Origin of the sequence: Janthinobacterium sp. SUN120, assembly GCF_030397735.1 — a bacterium.
Classification (GTDB): domain Bacteria; phylum Pseudomonadota; class Gammaproteobacteria; order Burkholderiales; family Burkholderiaceae_D; genus Janthinobacterium; species Janthinobacterium kumbetense.
Genome location: NZ_JAPUBW010000002.1, coordinates 76383 through 92325, shown reverse-complemented (window position 1 = coordinate 92325; position 15943 = coordinate 76383). Strand labels below are relative to the sequence as shown.

At 64.1% G+C, this 15943-nt stretch carries 11 protein-coding genes and 1 tRNA gene; 9 read left to right on the top strand and 3 right to left on the bottom strand.

The features are described from left to right. Positions 1–17 precede the first annotated feature (17 nt). Positions 18–1727 carry a methyl-accepting chemotaxis protein gene (locus O0879_RS10030; RefSeq protein ID WP_289916279.1) on the bottom strand — a complete coding sequence of 570 codons (1710 nt, stop codon included), beginning with the start codon at positions 1725–1727 and terminating at the stop codon, positions 18–20. 382 nt (positions 1728–2109) lie between these two features. Between O0879_RS10030 and O0879_RS10025 the strand changes: the two genes are divergently transcribed. The 9 genes from O0879_RS10025 to O0879_RS09985 all read left to right on the top strand — a co-directional run bounded on the left by O0879_RS10025 (position 2110) and on the right by O0879_RS09985 (position 14777). Further along, positions 2110–4269: a TonB-dependent siderophore receptor gene (locus tag O0879_RS10025; RefSeq protein WP_289916276.1), complete on the top strand. Its 2160-nt coding sequence runs from the start codon at positions 2110–2112 to the stop codon at positions 4267–4269. Positions 4270–4564: 295 nt separating this feature from the next. Then, positions 4565–7636 (top strand): formate dehydrogenase-N subunit alpha, encoded by a 3072-nt coding sequence (fdnG, locus tag O0879_RS10020; protein WP_251348076.1) that lies wholly within the window; start codon positions 4565–4567, stop codon positions 7634–7636. A gap of 13 nt (positions 7637–7649) precedes the next feature. Beyond that, entirely contained in the window at positions 7650–8573 is a 924-nt protein-coding gene (gene fdxH, locus O0879_RS10015) for a formate dehydrogenase subunit beta (protein ID WP_289916274.1), read from the top strand. Then, entirely contained in the window at positions 8560–9231 is a 672-nt protein-coding gene (locus tag O0879_RS10010; protein WP_289904359.1) for a formate dehydrogenase subunit gamma, read from the top strand. The genes fdxH and O0879_RS10010 overlap by 14 nt, the downstream gene beginning before the upstream one ends. Positions 9232–9381: 150 nt before the next feature. Next, positions 9382–10437, top strand: a complete 1056-nt coding sequence (gene fdhE / locus O0879_RS10005) for a formate dehydrogenase accessory protein FdhE (protein WP_289916271.1) — start codon at positions 9382–9384, stop codon at positions 10435–10437. Next, positions 10434–11843, top strand: a complete 1410-nt coding sequence (gene selA / locus O0879_RS10000; protein ID WP_289916268.1) for an L-seryl-tRNA(Sec) selenium transferase — start codon at positions 10434–10436, stop codon at positions 11841–11843. Before fdhE ends, selA begins: the two co-directional genes overlap by 4 nt. Next, positions 11840–13795: a selenocysteine-specific translation elongation factor gene (gene selB, locus O0879_RS09995; RefSeq protein WP_289916267.1), complete on the top strand. Its 1956-nt coding sequence runs from the start codon at positions 11840–11842 to the stop codon at positions 13793–13795. Before selA ends, selB begins: the two co-directional genes overlap by 4 nt. Positions 13796–13814: 19 nt before the next feature. Then, positions 13815–13910 (top strand) — tRNA-Sec (locus O0879_RS09990). Between the two features lie 153 nt (positions 13911–14063). Beyond that, positions 14064–14777: a transporter substrate-binding domain-containing protein gene (locus O0879_RS09985; protein ID WP_253192659.1), complete on the top strand. Its 714-nt coding sequence runs from the start codon at positions 14064–14066 to the stop codon at positions 14775–14777. An 8-nt stretch (positions 14778–14785) separates the two neighbouring features. Here the strand turns inward: O0879_RS09985 and O0879_RS09980 are convergent, their stop codons facing one another. Continuing rightward, positions 14786–15526, bottom strand: a complete 741-nt coding sequence (locus O0879_RS09980; protein WP_251348081.1) for a GGDEF domain-containing protein — start codon at positions 15524–15526, stop codon at positions 14786–14788. Positions 15527–15529: 3 nt separating this feature from the next. After that, positions 15530–15928 (bottom strand): DUF1987 domain-containing protein, encoded by a 399-nt coding sequence (locus O0879_RS09975; RefSeq protein WP_099667278.1) that lies wholly within the window; start codon positions 15926–15928, stop codon positions 15530–15532. Between the last annotated feature and the right edge of the window lie 15 nt (positions 15929–15943).

Here is a 15943-nt window from a genome sequence, read left to right as displayed (position 1 = left end):
TGCCTGACCGTCACGCTTTAAAACTCTTCCCACTCGCCTTCGGCCGGCGCCGCGGCCTTGCTGCTGGCGCGCGTCACGGGCAGGCGCAGGGCAGGGGCCGTAGCCTTGCGGGCCGGCGCGGCTGCTGGTGCTGCCGGGGTGCTGCGCTGCGCGGTTTTCACGCTGAAACGGTCGGTGGCCGCCGCATTGGCGTCCAGGCGGAAGACGCTGACCACCTGCGCCAGTTCGCTCGCCTGTTCCTGCATCGCTTCGGCCGCTGCCGAGGCTTCTTCCACCAGGGCTGCATTCTGCTGCGTTACCTGGTCCATTTCGGAGATGGCCTGGTTGACTTGCTCGATGCCCGCGCTCTGTTCTTCGCTGGCGTTGCTGATCTCGCTCATGATGGACGTGACGAAGCCGATGCTTTGCACGATTTCTTCCATCGTCTTGCCGGCCTTGTCGACCAGGTCCGTGCCCACGTCGACTTTTTGCACGGAGTCGTCGATCAAGCCCTTGATTTCCTTTGCCGCCGCTGCCGAGCGCTGCGCCAGGTTGCGCACTTCCGTGGCGACCACGGCAAAGCCGCGACCCTGTTCGCCGGCGCGCGCCGCTTCCACGGCCGCGTTCAAGGCCAGGATGTTGGTCTGGAAGGCGATGCCATCGATGACCGAGATAATATCGACGATTTTCTTCGACGAGGTATTGATCTCGCTCATGGTAGCTACTACTTCGGCCACCACGGCGCCGCCGCGGCTGGCGATGCCGGCCGCGTCGCCAGCCAGTTTATTCGCCTGGCGCGCATTGTCCGCGTTTTGCTTGACGGTCGAAGTCAGTTCTTCCATCGACGAGGCCGTTTCTTCCAGCGAACTGGCTTGCTGTTCTGTGCGCGACGACAGGTCCTGGTTGCCGGCGGCGATTTCCGCGGAGGCCGTGGCGATGGTGTCGGTGCCGCTGCGCACCTGGCCGACGATGCCGACGAGGCTATCGTTCATGGTTTTCAGGGCATGCATCAGCTGGCCCGTTTCATCGCGGCCCTGGGCCGTGATGACGCTGCTCAAGTCGCCCGCTGCCACGGTTTCCGCCACTTTCACGGCGGCGCGGATGGGGCCGGTGATCGAACGCGTGATCCACCAGGCAAAGCCGATGCCCATCAGCACGGCCAGCACGCCCATGGTGATCAGGAAGATGCGGGTGCCGCTGTAAGCTTCGATGATGCTGGCGCCGACGCCGTCGGCCGCCTTGATCTGCATGCCGGCAAAGCGCTTCACTTCGGCCAGGTAAGCCACGGTGATGGGCGCGACTTCCTTGTCGAACACGATCTTGGCGCCCGCCACGTCGCCGTCGGCCTTCATCTTGAAGGCGCGTGCGCGCGTCGTCACGTAGTCGGTGCGCACCTTGCGCACGACCTTGAACTGCTCGATCACGGCCGGGTTGAGCAAGGATGCGATGATGTCGTCCTGCAGCTTGCTGGAACGCTCCGCATCGACTTTCAAGTCTTCCTCGATCTTGGCGCGCACGACCGGATCGGTGATCTCGAACGAGGCGACGCCGCGCACGCTGTTCAGTTCAATGATCTTCGACCATTCGGCCACCATGCGCTGGTTCTTGATGCTGGTATTGATGAGGCGGTAAGTCAGGTCGCTGGCCGTCTGCATGCGCACGAGGGCGGTGATGGTCAAGGCGGCAAGCAACAGCAATACGACAGCAAAGCCGACGCCAAGGCGGCTGCCGATGTTCAGGTTTTTCATGTAATTCCTAACAGTTTAATAGTCATGATCGCCGCCGCCAGCAGGGGCGGACAGGCGCCGCAAGGCGCAGGGGATCGGGGTCTTCGGGTGCCGCGTGATGGCTGTGCGGCGCGCCACGCTGAGCGTGGCGATGGAGGTAAAGCAAGGGGCATATCGGTCAGGCTGACCGCTGCCCAGCAAGCCGCAAGTATAGCATTGACGCAGGGAAATAGTTTCTGGCGGCAATTTTAATTATTTTTTGATATTGATTTCCTGTTGCTTTTTTACGTCAAGTACCTAGTTAATAAGTACTATCACTTACATTCATCCTTACTTTTCCCATCGCCGGCTGATAAAATACTAATGATAATCATTCGCATTAAAACTTCGACCAGGGAATTGTATGCAGCAACAGCGCAAGCCAGGATGTAAACCGATCACCATCGCCGTACTGGGCGCCTTGACCTTGGGCGCCACGCCACTGGCGGCGTGGGCACAGGAAAGCTTGCCCGCCGTCACCGTGACGGCGTCGAAGGACAAGGATGGCTACGTGGCCGCCACCTCCGCCAGCGGCACCAAGACGGAAATGGCCTTGCGCGACGTGCCGCAAACGATCAACGTGGTGCCGGCCGCCGTCATCCGCGACCAGAACGCCATGTCGATCCAGGACATCATGAAGAACATCCCCGGCGTGGGCTTGTCGACGGGCGACGGCCAGCGCGACCAGGTGTTCATCCGCGGCTTCACGGCCATCGGCGACCAGTTCGTCGACGGTTTCCGCGATGATGCGCTGTATTTCCGCGACCTGTCGAACGTGGAGCGCCTGGAAGTAATCAAGGGACCGGCCGCCGTACTGTATGGCCGCGGTTCCTCGGGCGGCCTGGTGAACCGCATCACGAAGAAGCCGGGCGTGGATATCGCGGATGTGGCCCTGAGCTTGACGAACACAGCAGGGCGCCGCGGCGAAGTCGACGTGGGCCGTGTCGGCGAGACGGTGGACTGGCGTGTCACGGGCGCGCGCGAATTGTCGGACAGCTACCGCGACCAGCAATTCATCAACCGCACGGCGCTGGCGCCGTCGGTGGCCATCCGCCTCTCCAGCGCCACCAAATTGCTGCTGCAGGGCGATTACCTGGAAGACCGCCGCCTGACGGACTTCGGCATCCCGTCCTACCAGGGCCGTCCCGTGGCCGTCGATGCGGGCACGTATTACGGTGCCGCCAACGCCCGCGATGCGGACTTCAGCCAGTCGCGCGTGGTCTCCACGGCCGCGACACTGACGCACAAGTTCAGCGATACGCTGTCGCTGCGCAATGCCTTCCGCTACTACGACTATCACCTGGACCGCAACAACACGAATATTTCCGGCAACGTCAACGAAGTCAAGGGCACGATGAGCCTGGGCCACGCCAAGCTCAACCGCGACGAGAGCGGCTGGTTCAACCAGACGGAACTGACGCAAAAGCTGGTCACGGGCACCATGCGCCACGAAGTGCTGTACGGCGCCGAATTCGGCAAGCAAAACAAGGATGCCAACAGTTGGGCCGCCATCGCTGTAACGACATCTGCGAAGCCCGTGTCGATCTTCAATCCTGTTCTGCCCGTCGTCGATCGCAGCAAGCTGGGCGCGCGTAGTGATACCTTCGGTACCTACGACACGGCCGCCGCTTACGTGCAGGACGCCATCAGCTTCAGCGACGAGTGGAAGGCGCTGGCCGGCTTGCGCTACGACCGTTACAAGCAGCAGTCGCGCCTGGCCAATGCGCTTGGCGTGACGACGGCGGATTTGTCGCGCACGGATTCGGCCTACAGCCCTCGCGCCGGCCTCGTCTGGCAGCCGGGTGCGACGCAATCGTACTACGCGTCGTGGAGCCGCTCGTTCCAGCCGAGTGGCGAGAACTTCGCCCTGGCCGCCAACAATGCCGACCTGGCGCCGGAAACCACGCGCAACACGGAAGTGGGCGCCAAGTATGACCTGTGGGGCGGCCGCGCCAATGCCACCGTGTCGCTGTTCCGCCTGGAGCGCGACAATATCAAGACCAGCGACCCGATCACGAACCGCATCGTGCCCGTCGGCACGCAGCGCACGGATGGCCTGGAACTGACCTTCAACGCGGACTTGCACGATGGCTGGAAAATGATGGCCGGCTACGCTTACCTGGACGCCACCATCACCGATTCCATCGCCAAGGATAAGAGCGTCAATGTGCCGGGCGGTACCGTCGCCAGAGAGGTTCCGGTCAAGGGCAAGCGCGCGACCTTGACATCGCGCAATACGGCCAACCTGTGGCTGACGAAAGACCTGGGCCACGGCTTCACGGTGGGCGGCGGCGCGAACGCCGTCGGCAGCCGTTTCGCCAATCCGGGCAACACGGTGGTCTTGCCAGGCTACGTGACGGCCGACGCCATGGCCGCGTACCGCACGGGCCGCTATGAAGTGCAGCTGAACGTCAACAATATCGGCGACACGCGTTACATCGTGTCGGGCCACGGTTCCAGCCCGAACCTGAGCTTGCCGGGCGCGCCGCGCAATGTGGCGCTGACCTTGCGCTACAGCCTGTAATTTGGCCGGCCAGTTCGGCCGCATCCCCAAAAACCCGCTCGTGAGCGGGTTTTTTTTCGTGGGTGGGTAGCGATGTGCAAGCGTGCCGGGCAGGCTGGCATTGTTTAGAGGGAACGTTCGGTATCGTCAAATTAATATTGACTAAAGGCAATTTTTTCCAGCGGACTAAGCCTTGTCGGAGTTTGAGGGGTAAAATACTGTCATACGGCACAGGCATGGTGCTTATATCTTAGTGATATGACACTACCACGACGCCGTATGACTTTTTATTTACTCACATCATAGAGGCCTGAATATGGTTCAGATGTCCAGGCGCCAGTTCCTTCGGGTAACTGGCGCGACCATTGCTGGTTCCAGCCTCGCCCTGCTCGGTTTCGCACCGGGCCAGGCGATGGCGGAAGTGCGGCAATACAAGCTGTCTCGCACCACCGAGACACGCAATACCTGTCCCTACTGTTCGGTAGGATGTGGCGTCCTGCTGTATGGACTGGGCGACGGCGCGAAAAACGCCGTCTCCAGCATCATCCACGTGGAAGGCGATGCCGATCACCCGGTGAACCGCGGCACCTTGTGCCCGAAAGGCGCCAGCCTGGTCGACTTCATCCACAGCCCGAACCGCCTGAAAGTGCCCGAGTACCGCGCACCGGGTGGCACGGAATGGCAACCGATCTCCTGGGATGTGGCGCTCGACAAGATCGCGCGCCTGATGAAGGATGACCGCGACGCCAACCTGATCGAAAAGAATGCCGACGGCAAGACCGTCAACCGCTGGCTCTCCACCGGCATGCTTGCCGCGTCCGCCGGCAGCAACGAGGTCGGGTATCTGACCCACAAGACAGTGCGCAGCATGGGGATGCTGACCTTTGATAATCAGGCGCGTGTATGACACGGACCGACGGTGGCAGGTCTTGCCCCGACGTTTGGCCGTGGCGCGATGACGAATCATTGGGTCGATATCAAGAATGCCGATGTGATCCTGGTCATGGGCGGCAATGCAGCAGAAGCACATCCTTGCGGATTCAAATGGGTAACGGAAGCGAAGGCGCATAACAAGGCCAAGCTGATCGTTGTCGATCCGCGTTTTACCCGTACCGCATCCGTGGCAGATTACTACTGCGCCACGCGTACCGGCACGGACATCGTCTTCCTCGGCGCGATCATCAATTATCTGCTGACGAACGACAAGATCCAGCATGAGTACGTGCGCAACTACACGGACATGCCCTTCATCGTACGCGAAGACTATGCGTTCGAGGACGGCCTGTTCTCGGGTTTCGACAAAGAAAAAGGCAAGTACACCAACAAGGCCACCTGGGATTACGAGATCGGCGACGATGGCTATGCCAAGGTCGACCCGACCCTGGAACACCCGCGCTGCGTCTACCAGATGATGAAGAAGCACTACGCGCGCTACACGACCGAGATGGTCGAGCGCACGTGCGGCGTGTCGGCCGACAAGTTCCACAAGGTGGCGGAAGCCCTGGCTTCGACCGCCGTGCCGGGACGCGCAGGTACCATCCTGTACGCGCTGGGCTGGACGCACCACTCGACGGGCGCGCAAACCATCCGCACGGGCGCCATGGTGCAGTTGCTGCTGGGCAATATGGGCATCGCGGGCGGCGGCATGAACGCCTTGCGCGGCCACTCGAACATCCAGGGTCTGACCGATCTGGGCCTGATGTCGAATCTGTTGCCAGGCTACATGACCTTGCCGAACGAGTCCGAGCAGGATTTCGACGGCTATATCGCCGCGCGCGCCACCAAGCCGCTGCGGCCGAACCAGCTCAGCTACTGGAGCAATTACCGCAAATTCCACGTCAGCTTCATGAAGACGTGGTGGGGCGATTTTGCCACGGCGGAAAATAACTACGCCTTCGACTACCTGCCGAAACTCGACAAGCCGTATGACTTGATGCAAGCCATCGAGAACATGCACCAAGGCAAGATGACGGGCTATATCTGCCAGGGCTTCAATGTGCTGGCGTCCGCGCCGAACAAGCAGAAGGTCACGGAAGCGCTGTCGAAGCTGAAGTTCCTCGTCATCATGGACCCGCTGGCCGTGGAAACGGGCGAATTCTGGAAGGCGCACGGGCAATACCACGAAGTCGATCCCACCAAGATCATGACGGAAGTGTTCCGCTTGCCGACCAGTTGCTTCGCCGAAGAGCGCGGTTCGCTGGTGAGCTCCTCGCGCGTGCTGCAGTGGCACTGGCAGGCGGCCGAACCGCCGGGCCAGGCGCGCAGCGACCTGGAGATCATGTCGGGCCTGTTCTTGCGCATGCGCAACATGTACAAGAAAGAGGGCGGCAAGTTCCCCGATCCTATCGTCAACCTGACGTGGAATTATGCGCAGCCGCATAACCCGCAGCCGGAAGAAATCGCCCGCGAATTCAACGGCAAGGCGCTGGCCGACTTGTACGATCCGAAAGATCCGACCAAGCTGCTGGTGAAGAAGGGCGAACAGCTGGCCTCGTTCGCGCAATTGCGCGACGACGGCACGACCACCAGCGGTTGCTGGATCTTCGCCGGCAGCTGGACGCAGGCGGGCAACCAGATGGGACGGCGCGACAATAGCGACCCGACCGGCATCGGCCAGACCCTGGGCTGGGCCTGGGCGTGGCCGGCGAACCGCCGCGTGCTGTACAACCGTGCCTCGTGCGACTTGAAGGGCAAGGCTTTCGACCCGACGCGCAAGTTGATCGAGTGGAATGGCACGAACTGGAGCGGGGCCGATATTCCCGACTTCAAGGTCGACGAACCGCCGGAAAACGGCATGGGTCCGTTCATCATGCTGGGCGAGGGCGTGGCGCGCTTCTTTGCGCGCGGCGCCATGGCCGAAGGGCCGTTCCCCGAGCATTACGAGCCGTTCGAAAATCCGCTGGGCTACAACCCCATGCATCCGAAAAACCCGCAAGCGACCAGCAATCCGGCCGCGCGCGTGTTCGCCGATGACCGGAAGATGTTCGGCACGCATGAGGAATACCCGCATGTGGCCACCAGCTACCGTCTGACCGAGCATTTCCATTACTGGACCAAGCATGCGCGCCTGAATGCCATCATCCAGCCGCAGCAATTCGTCGAAATCGGCGAAGAACTGGCCAAGAGCATCGGCGTCGTTGCCGGTGGGGAAGTGCGCGTCAGTTCCAAGCGCGGTCACATCATCGCCAAGGCCGTCGTCACCAAGCGCATCAAGGCTTTGATGATCGAGGGCAAGCCGGTGCATACCGTGGGCCTGCCGCTGCACTGGGGCTTTACGGGCGTGGCCAAGCCGGGGTATCTGATCAATACCCTGACGCCGGGCGTGGGGGATGCGAATTCGCAAACGCCGGAATTCAAGTCCTTCCTCGTGAAGGTGGAAAAAGCATGATGGGAGCTCAATAATGGCACTGCAATCCTTAGATATCCGGCGCCTGTCGGCTACCACGGTAACGCCACCGCAAGCGCGCAGCCCGGTGACGGGCACCGTGGCCAAGCTGATCGATGTGTCGAAATGCATCGGCTGCAAGGCTTGCCAGACGGCGTGCATGGAATGGAACGACTTGCGCGATGAAGTCGGCGAAAACCATGGCACCTATGACAATCCGACGGACCTGACGCCGCAATCGTGGACGGTGATGCGTTTTGCCGAACACGAAAACAACGACGGCAACCTCGAGTGGCTGATCCGCAAGGATGGCTGCATGCACTGCGAGGATCCGGGCTGTTTGAAAGCCTGTCCGGCGCCGGGCGCCATCGTGCAATACACGAACGGCATCGTGGATTTCCATCAGGAAAACTGCATCGGCTGCGGCTATTGCGTGGCCGGCTGTCCTTTCGACGTGCCCCGCATTTCGAAAAAGGACGACCGCGCCTACAAGTGCACGCTCTGCTCGGACCGCGTCGCCGTGGGCCAGGAACCGGCCTGCGTGAAAACGTGCCCGACGGGCGCCATCGTCTTCGGCACCAAGGAAGACATGAAGGTGCATGCGGAAGAGCGCATCGTCGACCTGAAGTCGCGCGGTTTCGAGAATGCGGGCCTGTACGACCCGCTGGGCGTGGGCGGCACGCACGTGATGTACGTGCTGCACCATGCCGATAAGCCGAAGCTGTATTCGAACTTGCCGGAACGCCCGCGCATCAGCCCGATGGTGGGCTTCTGGAAGGGCTGGTCCAAGCCGCTCGCGGTGGCCGGCATGGCCGCCACGGCGCTGGCAGGCTTCTTCCATTACACGCGTGTCGGTCCGAACGAAGTGAGCAAGGACGAAGAGCACGAGGCGCGGGAAGAGGCCAAACGCATCCGGGAGGAAGACCATGAGCCACAGTGATCTGCATGATGGAAAGCTGCGTGACAAGGATGGCAACCCGCTGATCCAGCGCTACGACCCGAACGAGCGCACGAATCACTGGGTGACCGCCATCACCTTCGTCATGCTGGCCCTGTCCGGCCTGGCCATGTTCCATCCCTCGATGGCGTGGCTGGCCAACCTGTTCGGCGGCGGGCAATGGACGCGCATCCTGCATCCGTTTGCCGGCCTGGTGATGTTCGTCTCGTTCGCGATCCTGGTGGTGCGCTTCTGGCACCATAACAAGTTCGAGGACGGCGACAAGCAGTGGCTGAAACAGATGGACGACGTGCTCAACAACCGCGAAGAAAAGCTTCCGAAGATCGGCAAATACAATGCCGGCCAGAAGATCCTGTTCTTCGTGCTGCTGGCCTGCATGGCGGGATTGTTGCTGTCGGGCATCGTGATCTGGCGCGCGTATTTCGCGTTCTACTTCCCGATCCCCGTCATCCGCGCGGCCGCCTTGCTGCACGCCGTGTGCGCATTTGGCATCATCTGCGCCATCATCGTGCACATCTATGCGGCCCTGTGGGTCAAGGGCTCGATCGGCGCCATGGTGCGCGGCACCGTCACCTACGGCTGGGCGCGCAAGCACCATCCGAAGTGGTTCGAGGCGGTGATGCGCAGTACAAAAGACTAAGTTCTTGCGATTGATGCCAGCGGCATTACCCGGGGTCAGTCCCAGGACTGACCCCTTTCTTTTTATCGATTAAAATACTTTCGAAACACAGCCGCATCCGCCGGATGGGCTGGCCAGCTACGCTCGGCCTTTTTTGATGGGAAAACTCCATTGGTACAACGCATTCTTCAGCCAGGCGAAATCGAAGGCCTGGACCACAACGCGATTCCGCGCCTGCTGCTGCCGCAGCCTGACAGCCTGTTCAAGGCGCGTGCCTCGCGCCTGCGCGAATTGGCGCAGGGAAACATCAAGGGCATCCCCGTCGACGCGGGCATGCAGGGTTATCTGGTGCTGATGGCCGCGCTGGCCGACGCGCAAGCCGCCGTGGTGGGAAAACTGGCGCCCGGCGCCGTGCCCGCCGCCGACCCGGACGCGCTGCGCCGCGCGATGCAGCACCGCATGCCGGTGCTGCCCGTCAACGGCGCCCGCCCGCCCGTCTGGCGCGACATATTCGCCAGCCTGCTCGATGAACTGGCCGCCACGGCGGCAAGCCAGCCGGCCCTGTCCGGCGGCCTGACGCAGGTGCTGGCCCAGCTGCGCGCGCTCGACGCGCCGGCGCTGGACGCCTGCGCCGATGCCGTGCTCGATGAAAATGGCGATAACCTGAACCCCATGCATGCGCCGTTCGTCGCGGCCGCCCTGCAAATCTTGTGGTCGGTGTCAGCCAGCGAACTGCGCGCCGCGCGCGTGCCGGACCTGGAAACGGGCACCCTGTGCCCCGTCTGCGGTTCGCACCCCGTCGCCAGCGTGATCCGCATCGGCGGCGGGTCGCAGGGCTACCGCTATCTGCACTGCGGCATTTGCGAAAGCGAATGGCATATGGTGCGCGTGAAGTGTTCGACCTGCGAACAGAATGGCAAGATCGCTTACCAGGGCCTGGACGCTGCCGATGCGGCGCCGTTCGACCCCGTGACGGCAAAGGACGACAAATTGCCGAACAAGGCGAATGATCCGAAGAAGGTGGCGCGCGCGGAAACCTGCGACGATTGCCATACCTACCGCAAGGTCTTCAACCAGGAACACGATTACAACGTCGAGCCCCTGGCCGACGACCTGGCCAGCCTGATGCTCGACCTGCTGGTGGGCGAAGCGGGCTACCAGCGCGCCAGCGGCAATCCGCTGCTGTGGCTGGGGAAGGGCGACGGCAGCGAGGGCCAGCCAGCATGACGACGGGGCAAACCGTGCGCCTGCCATCGGTAGACCGTATCCTGGGCGACGCGGCTTGCCTGGCCCTGATTGCACACTATGGCCGCGCGCAAACCCTGGCCTGCGCGCGCGCCGTGCTGGCCGAACTGCGCACGGCCATGCTGGCGGGGGCAGTCTGCGAAGAGGGCGCATCGATCGCCGCCATCGCCGCGCAGATGGCCGAACGGCTGCAGGCGCAATCGCGCTCGCGGCTGCGCGCCGTCTTCAACCTGACGGGCACCGTGCTGCACACGAACCTGGGCCGCGCGCTGCTGCCCGACGCCGCCTTGCAAGCCGTGGTGGAAGCGTTGCAGTGGCCGATGAACCTGGAATTCGACCTGGAGACGGGCAAGCGGGGCGACCGCGACGACCTGGTCGAGGAATTGCTGCGCGAATTGACGGGGGCCGAAGCGGCCACCATCGTCAACAACAATGCGGCCGCCGTGCTGCTGATGTTGAACACCCTGGCGCAGGGCAAGGAGGTGGTGGTGTCGCGCGGCGAGCTGGTGGAAATCGGCGGCGCCTTCCGCATCCCCGACGTCATGACGCGCGCGGGCGCCGTGCTGCGCGAAGTGGGCAGCACCAACCGCACCCACCTGGCCGATTACGCGAACGGCGTGAATGCAGATACGGCCCTCTTGATGAAGGTCCATTGCAGCAATTACGCCATTACCGGCTTCACGAAAAGCGTGGAGCTCGACGAACTCGTGCCGCTGGCGGCACAACACGGCGTGCCGACGGCCGTGGACCTGGGCAGCGGCACCCTGGTTGACCTGGCGCAATATGGTTTGCCGCATGAAACGACGGTGCGCGAAACCATCGAGGCGGGCGCCGACCTGGTCACCTTCAGCGGCGACAAACTGCTGGGCGGGCCGCAATGCGGCGTCATTGTCGGGCGCGCCGACCTGATCGCGAAGATCAAGCGCAACCCCCTGAAACGCGCGCTGCGGGTCGGCAAGCTGACCCTGGCCGCCCTGGAACCCGTGCTGCGGCTGTACCGCGCGCCGGACTTGCTGGCCGAACGGCTGACCACTTTGCGCTTGCTGACGCGTCCCGCCGGCGCCATGCGCGCGCAGGCGGATATCCTGCTGCCGCTGCTGCAAGGGGCGCTGGGCGCCGCGTACGCAGTCACGGCCGAAGCAATGACCAGCCAGATCGGCAGCGGCGCCTTGCCCGTCGACCAGCTGCCCAGCTTTGGCCTGGCCATCCGCAGCGCGCCAGGCTCGCGCCTGAGCAACCCCTTGGGAGCGCTGGAACAGCGGCTGCGCGCCTTGCCGTGCCCCGTGATCGGGCGCATCGGGCAAGACACCCTGTGGCTCGATTTGCGCTGCCTGGAAGCGGCGCACGAGACGGCCTTCGTCGCGCAGCTCGACGAGTTGTCCGCATGATCGTCGGCACCGCAGGCCATATCGACCATGGCAAGACGACGCTCACGCGCGCGCTGACGGGCGTGCACACGGACCGCCTGAAGGAAGAGCAGGCGCGCGGCATCTCCATCGAACTCGGCTACGCCTATCTGCCGCTGGCCGATGGCACGGTGCTGGGCGTGATCGACGTGCCCGGCCACGAAAAATTCATCCGCACCATGGCTTCCGGCGTGACGGGCATCGATTTCGCCCTGCTCGTGGTGGCCGCCGACGATGGCGTCATGCCGCAGACGCACGAACACCTGGCCATCTTGCAGCTGCTGGGCGTGACGCGCGGCGCCGTGGCGCTGACGAAGGTCGACCGCGCCGACAGCGCCCGCGTGGCGCAGGTGGAAGCGGACATCGAGGCGCTGCTGGCCGGCACGCCGCTGGCGGGCAGCCCGATTTTTCCCACCGCCGCCAATCGCGACGGCGATGCCGGCGTGGCCGCCCTGCTGGCGCACCTGACGCAGGTGGCGCGCAGCTTGCCGCAACGCGACGAGCGGCGCTTGTTCCGCCTCGGCGTGGACCGCGTGTTCACCTTGTCGGGGCAGGGCACCATCGTCACCGGCACGGCGCTGGCGGGATGCGCGCGGGTGGGCGACATGCTGCAGCTGGCGCCCGGTGGCGCGCCAGCGCGGGTGCGCAGCATCCATGCGCAGAACCGCGCCGCCGAGACGGGCATGGCGGGCCAGCGCCTGGCGCTGAACCTGGCCGGCATCGACCGCGAGCGCATCGAGCGGGGCAATTGGATCGTCGCGCCCGAGCTGGCGCAGTGTTCCGAACGCCTCGACGTGGAACTGACCCTGCTGCCCGACGCGGGCGTGCAACTGAAAGCCTGGTCGCCGTTGCACGTGCATCTGGGCGCGGCGCACCAGCTGGCGCGCGCCGTCATGCTCGATGGCGAGACCCTGTCGCCGGGGCAGACGGGCAGAGTACAGCTGGTGTTCGATGCGCCCATGCACGGCGTGCCGGGCGACCGCTTCGTCGTGCGCAATGCGCAAGCGACGCAGACGGTGGGCGGCGGCATGGTGCTCGATCCGTTCGGCCCCGCGCGCAAGCGGCGCAGCCCGGCCCGGCTGGCCTGGCTCGATGCGCTGGCCGCGTTCGTCGCGCACGGCGACTATGCGGCCCTGCTGGCGCAAAGTCCACTGGGGCTGCGTGTATCGCTGCTGGTGCGCCTGTCCCTGCTGCCTGCGGGAGCCCTCGCGCTGCCGCCCGACACGCGGCGCATCGCCCTGCGCGCCGGCGACGCCCTGCTGCTGGCGCCGCCGGCGTTGCTGGCGCTGGAAGCGCGCGTGCTGGCAGCCCTGGACGTCTTCCACGCGCGCGCGCCCGACGAGGCAGGACCGGAACTGTGGCGCCTGAAACGCATCGTCGACGCCGAGATGGAAGACGCCTTGTGGAGCCACCTGGTCGAAGGCTTGCTGGCGCGCGGCGAGATCCTGGCGCGCGGCGCCAGCCTGCACTTGCCGACGCACAGCGTGGAACTGACGCCGCAGGAGCAGGCCATGGCCGAACCCTTGCTGGCCGCCCTGGAGCAGGGGCGTGCCGATCCGCCGTGGACGCGCGACCTGGCGCGCGGCTTCGGCCTCGCCGAGGACGAGACGCGCCGGCTGTTGCGCAAACTGGCCAAGGCCGGGCAGATCAGCCAGGTCGTGCACGACCTGTTTTATCACCAGGCGGCGCTGGCCGAACTGGCGCAACTGGTGCGGCAACTGGCGCACAAGGCGGAAGAGGATGCAGGCTTGCCAGCGGGCAATGGCGCCGTGGGCGCGGCCACGTTCCGCGACGCCAGCGGCCTGGGCCGCAAGCGGGCGATCCAGGTCTTGGAATTCTTTGACCGCGTCGGTTATACTCGCCGTGTTGGCAATGGGCATCTATTGCGCCCGCAAGCGCTGTGGTCCTACACTGCGGCCTTGCCCAACAGCTAAGTACTAGCTCAGGCACCGCGGAAAGCACACTCATCCGGTGATGTGGCCGGGCTTCAAACCCGGTGGAGGGCGTCAGACGTTCTCCCGTAGGTTCGACTCCTACTGTTTTCCGCCAGTTATTCTTCCTTCCCCCTGCACGGTGATCGTCCCGGCGTTGGCCTGTTGTCACGTTGCGGTAAATAAATGGTGTTATTGACAATATGCAACGATGCCAGGGTGAGCCGATGGTAACATCGGCTTGTATTCCCTGTGGCAGATGAAAGCAAGCATGAAACAAGCAAGCATGGCGTGGCTGCTGGCAGTGGCGCTGCTGATGCCGGCGCTGGCCGCGGCGGTGGACGTGCGCATCGTCGGCGAGCATTTGCCGCCGTCGAGCATGATGGAAGGTAATGTCGTCGTCGGACGTGAAACGCTCAAGGTGCGCGACATCATGGCGCGCGCCGGTCTTTCCTACAGCATCGAGCTGTTGCCGTGGAAGCGCGCGTACGCGCAGGCGCTGCGCGAAGCCGACACCTGCATCTTTTCCACCAGCCGCACGCAGGAGCGCGAAGCGCAATTTCGCTGGATCGGACCCTTGAATGAAGCGGAATGGATACTCTACGGCCTGGCCGAACGGCATTTGGCGCTGCGCACGCTCGATGATGCGCGCGGCCTGGTGATCGGCACGGTGCTGGGCGACGCGCGCGACGATTACCTGCGCCAGCGCGGCCTGAACGTGGCGCCCGTGACGCAGGAGTGGCTCAATCCGCAAAAGCTGCTGCTTGGACGCATCGACCTGTGGGCCGTCGGCATGGCGGTGGGCAGCAAGCCGTTTGCCGGCAAGGAGTGGGAGGGCAAGGTGGTGCCGCTGCTGACCTTCAACCGCGTGCAGACTTACCTCGCCTGCAACAGGCAGTTGCCCGAGGCGCAAGCCTTGGCCATGCAGCGGGCGGCGGCGGCCATGCGCCGCGACGGCAGCATGGCGCGCGAACATATCCGCTAAGGTCCGCTTCAGCTTTCCAGCCACTGGCGCACGCAGTTGCGCCCCTCGCGCTTGGCCTGGTACAGGGCCTGGTCCGCGTGGCTGTAGGCCGTCTCGAAGGCCGTGCCGGCGCGGTTCCAGCTCAGGCCCACGCTGACGGTGATGGCGCGCGTGATGGGCGCCGCATGGCGCTGGCGGCCGACGCTCTCGCAGATGCGCTGCGCCACCTGCGCCGCGTCGTCGCGCGAGGAAGTGGGCCAGACCACGGAAAACTCTTCGCCGCCGACCCGGCCGATGGCCGTTTCCTGTCCCAGCAGTGCCTTCAGGCAGTCCACCACGGCCTGGATCACGCCATCGCCGGCCGGGTGGCCGAAGTCGTCGTTGACCTGCTTGAACAAGTCGATGTCGAGCACGATCAGCGCCATGTCGCCCTGCGCCAGGCAGCGCGAGGCGTGGTCGATCACGGCGCCGCGGTTCAGGGCGCCCGTCAGCGGGTCGTGCGTGGCGCGGTATTCGAGCTGGCCGGCCAGGGTTTGCAATTGGCGGTTCAGCAGATGCATGTCGCGCTCTGCGCGGTCGCTGCGGCCGATCAGGCGCCGCGTCTCGCGCATCAGCCGTTCGTAGTGATTGATCAGTTCACCGAGCACGCGCCGCTGCGCCTCGCCGCTGGCGTGAGTATCGGCGTGCATGCGGCGCGCGGCAGCCAGCGCCGCCGCTTCCACGGTGAACAGGTCGGGCTCCAGGTCGGACTCGGAGATGGCGGCGCGCATGCCCTAGCTGCCCTGCACGGGATGGTCGTGGAAGTCCAGCGCCATGAAGTCCTGCTGCAGCTCCTGGCCGAATTCCAGGATGGTGTCGTCGTCCTCGTCGTGATACCAGTTCAGGCGCACCTGGTTGCCATCGACGGCCGCCTGGTTCAGGGTGTCGAACAGGGTAAACAGCATCTTCGTGCTGGAGCTGTTGAAGTAGGCCAGCGAGACGTTGACGGTGATGGCGCTTTCGCGGCAGCCTTCCAGGTAGGCGCGCACGGCGGCGATCAGCGGGCCATAGAAGGCGGCTGCGTTTTCCGGATACGACTCGCCCTTGATCGACAGGGTGTGCTGCTCGAAACGGAAGTCGATTTCGGGCGAACTCGGGGTCGCGGCGATGAACAGTGGTGACGGTAATTGCATATGCTTTCCTGAGTC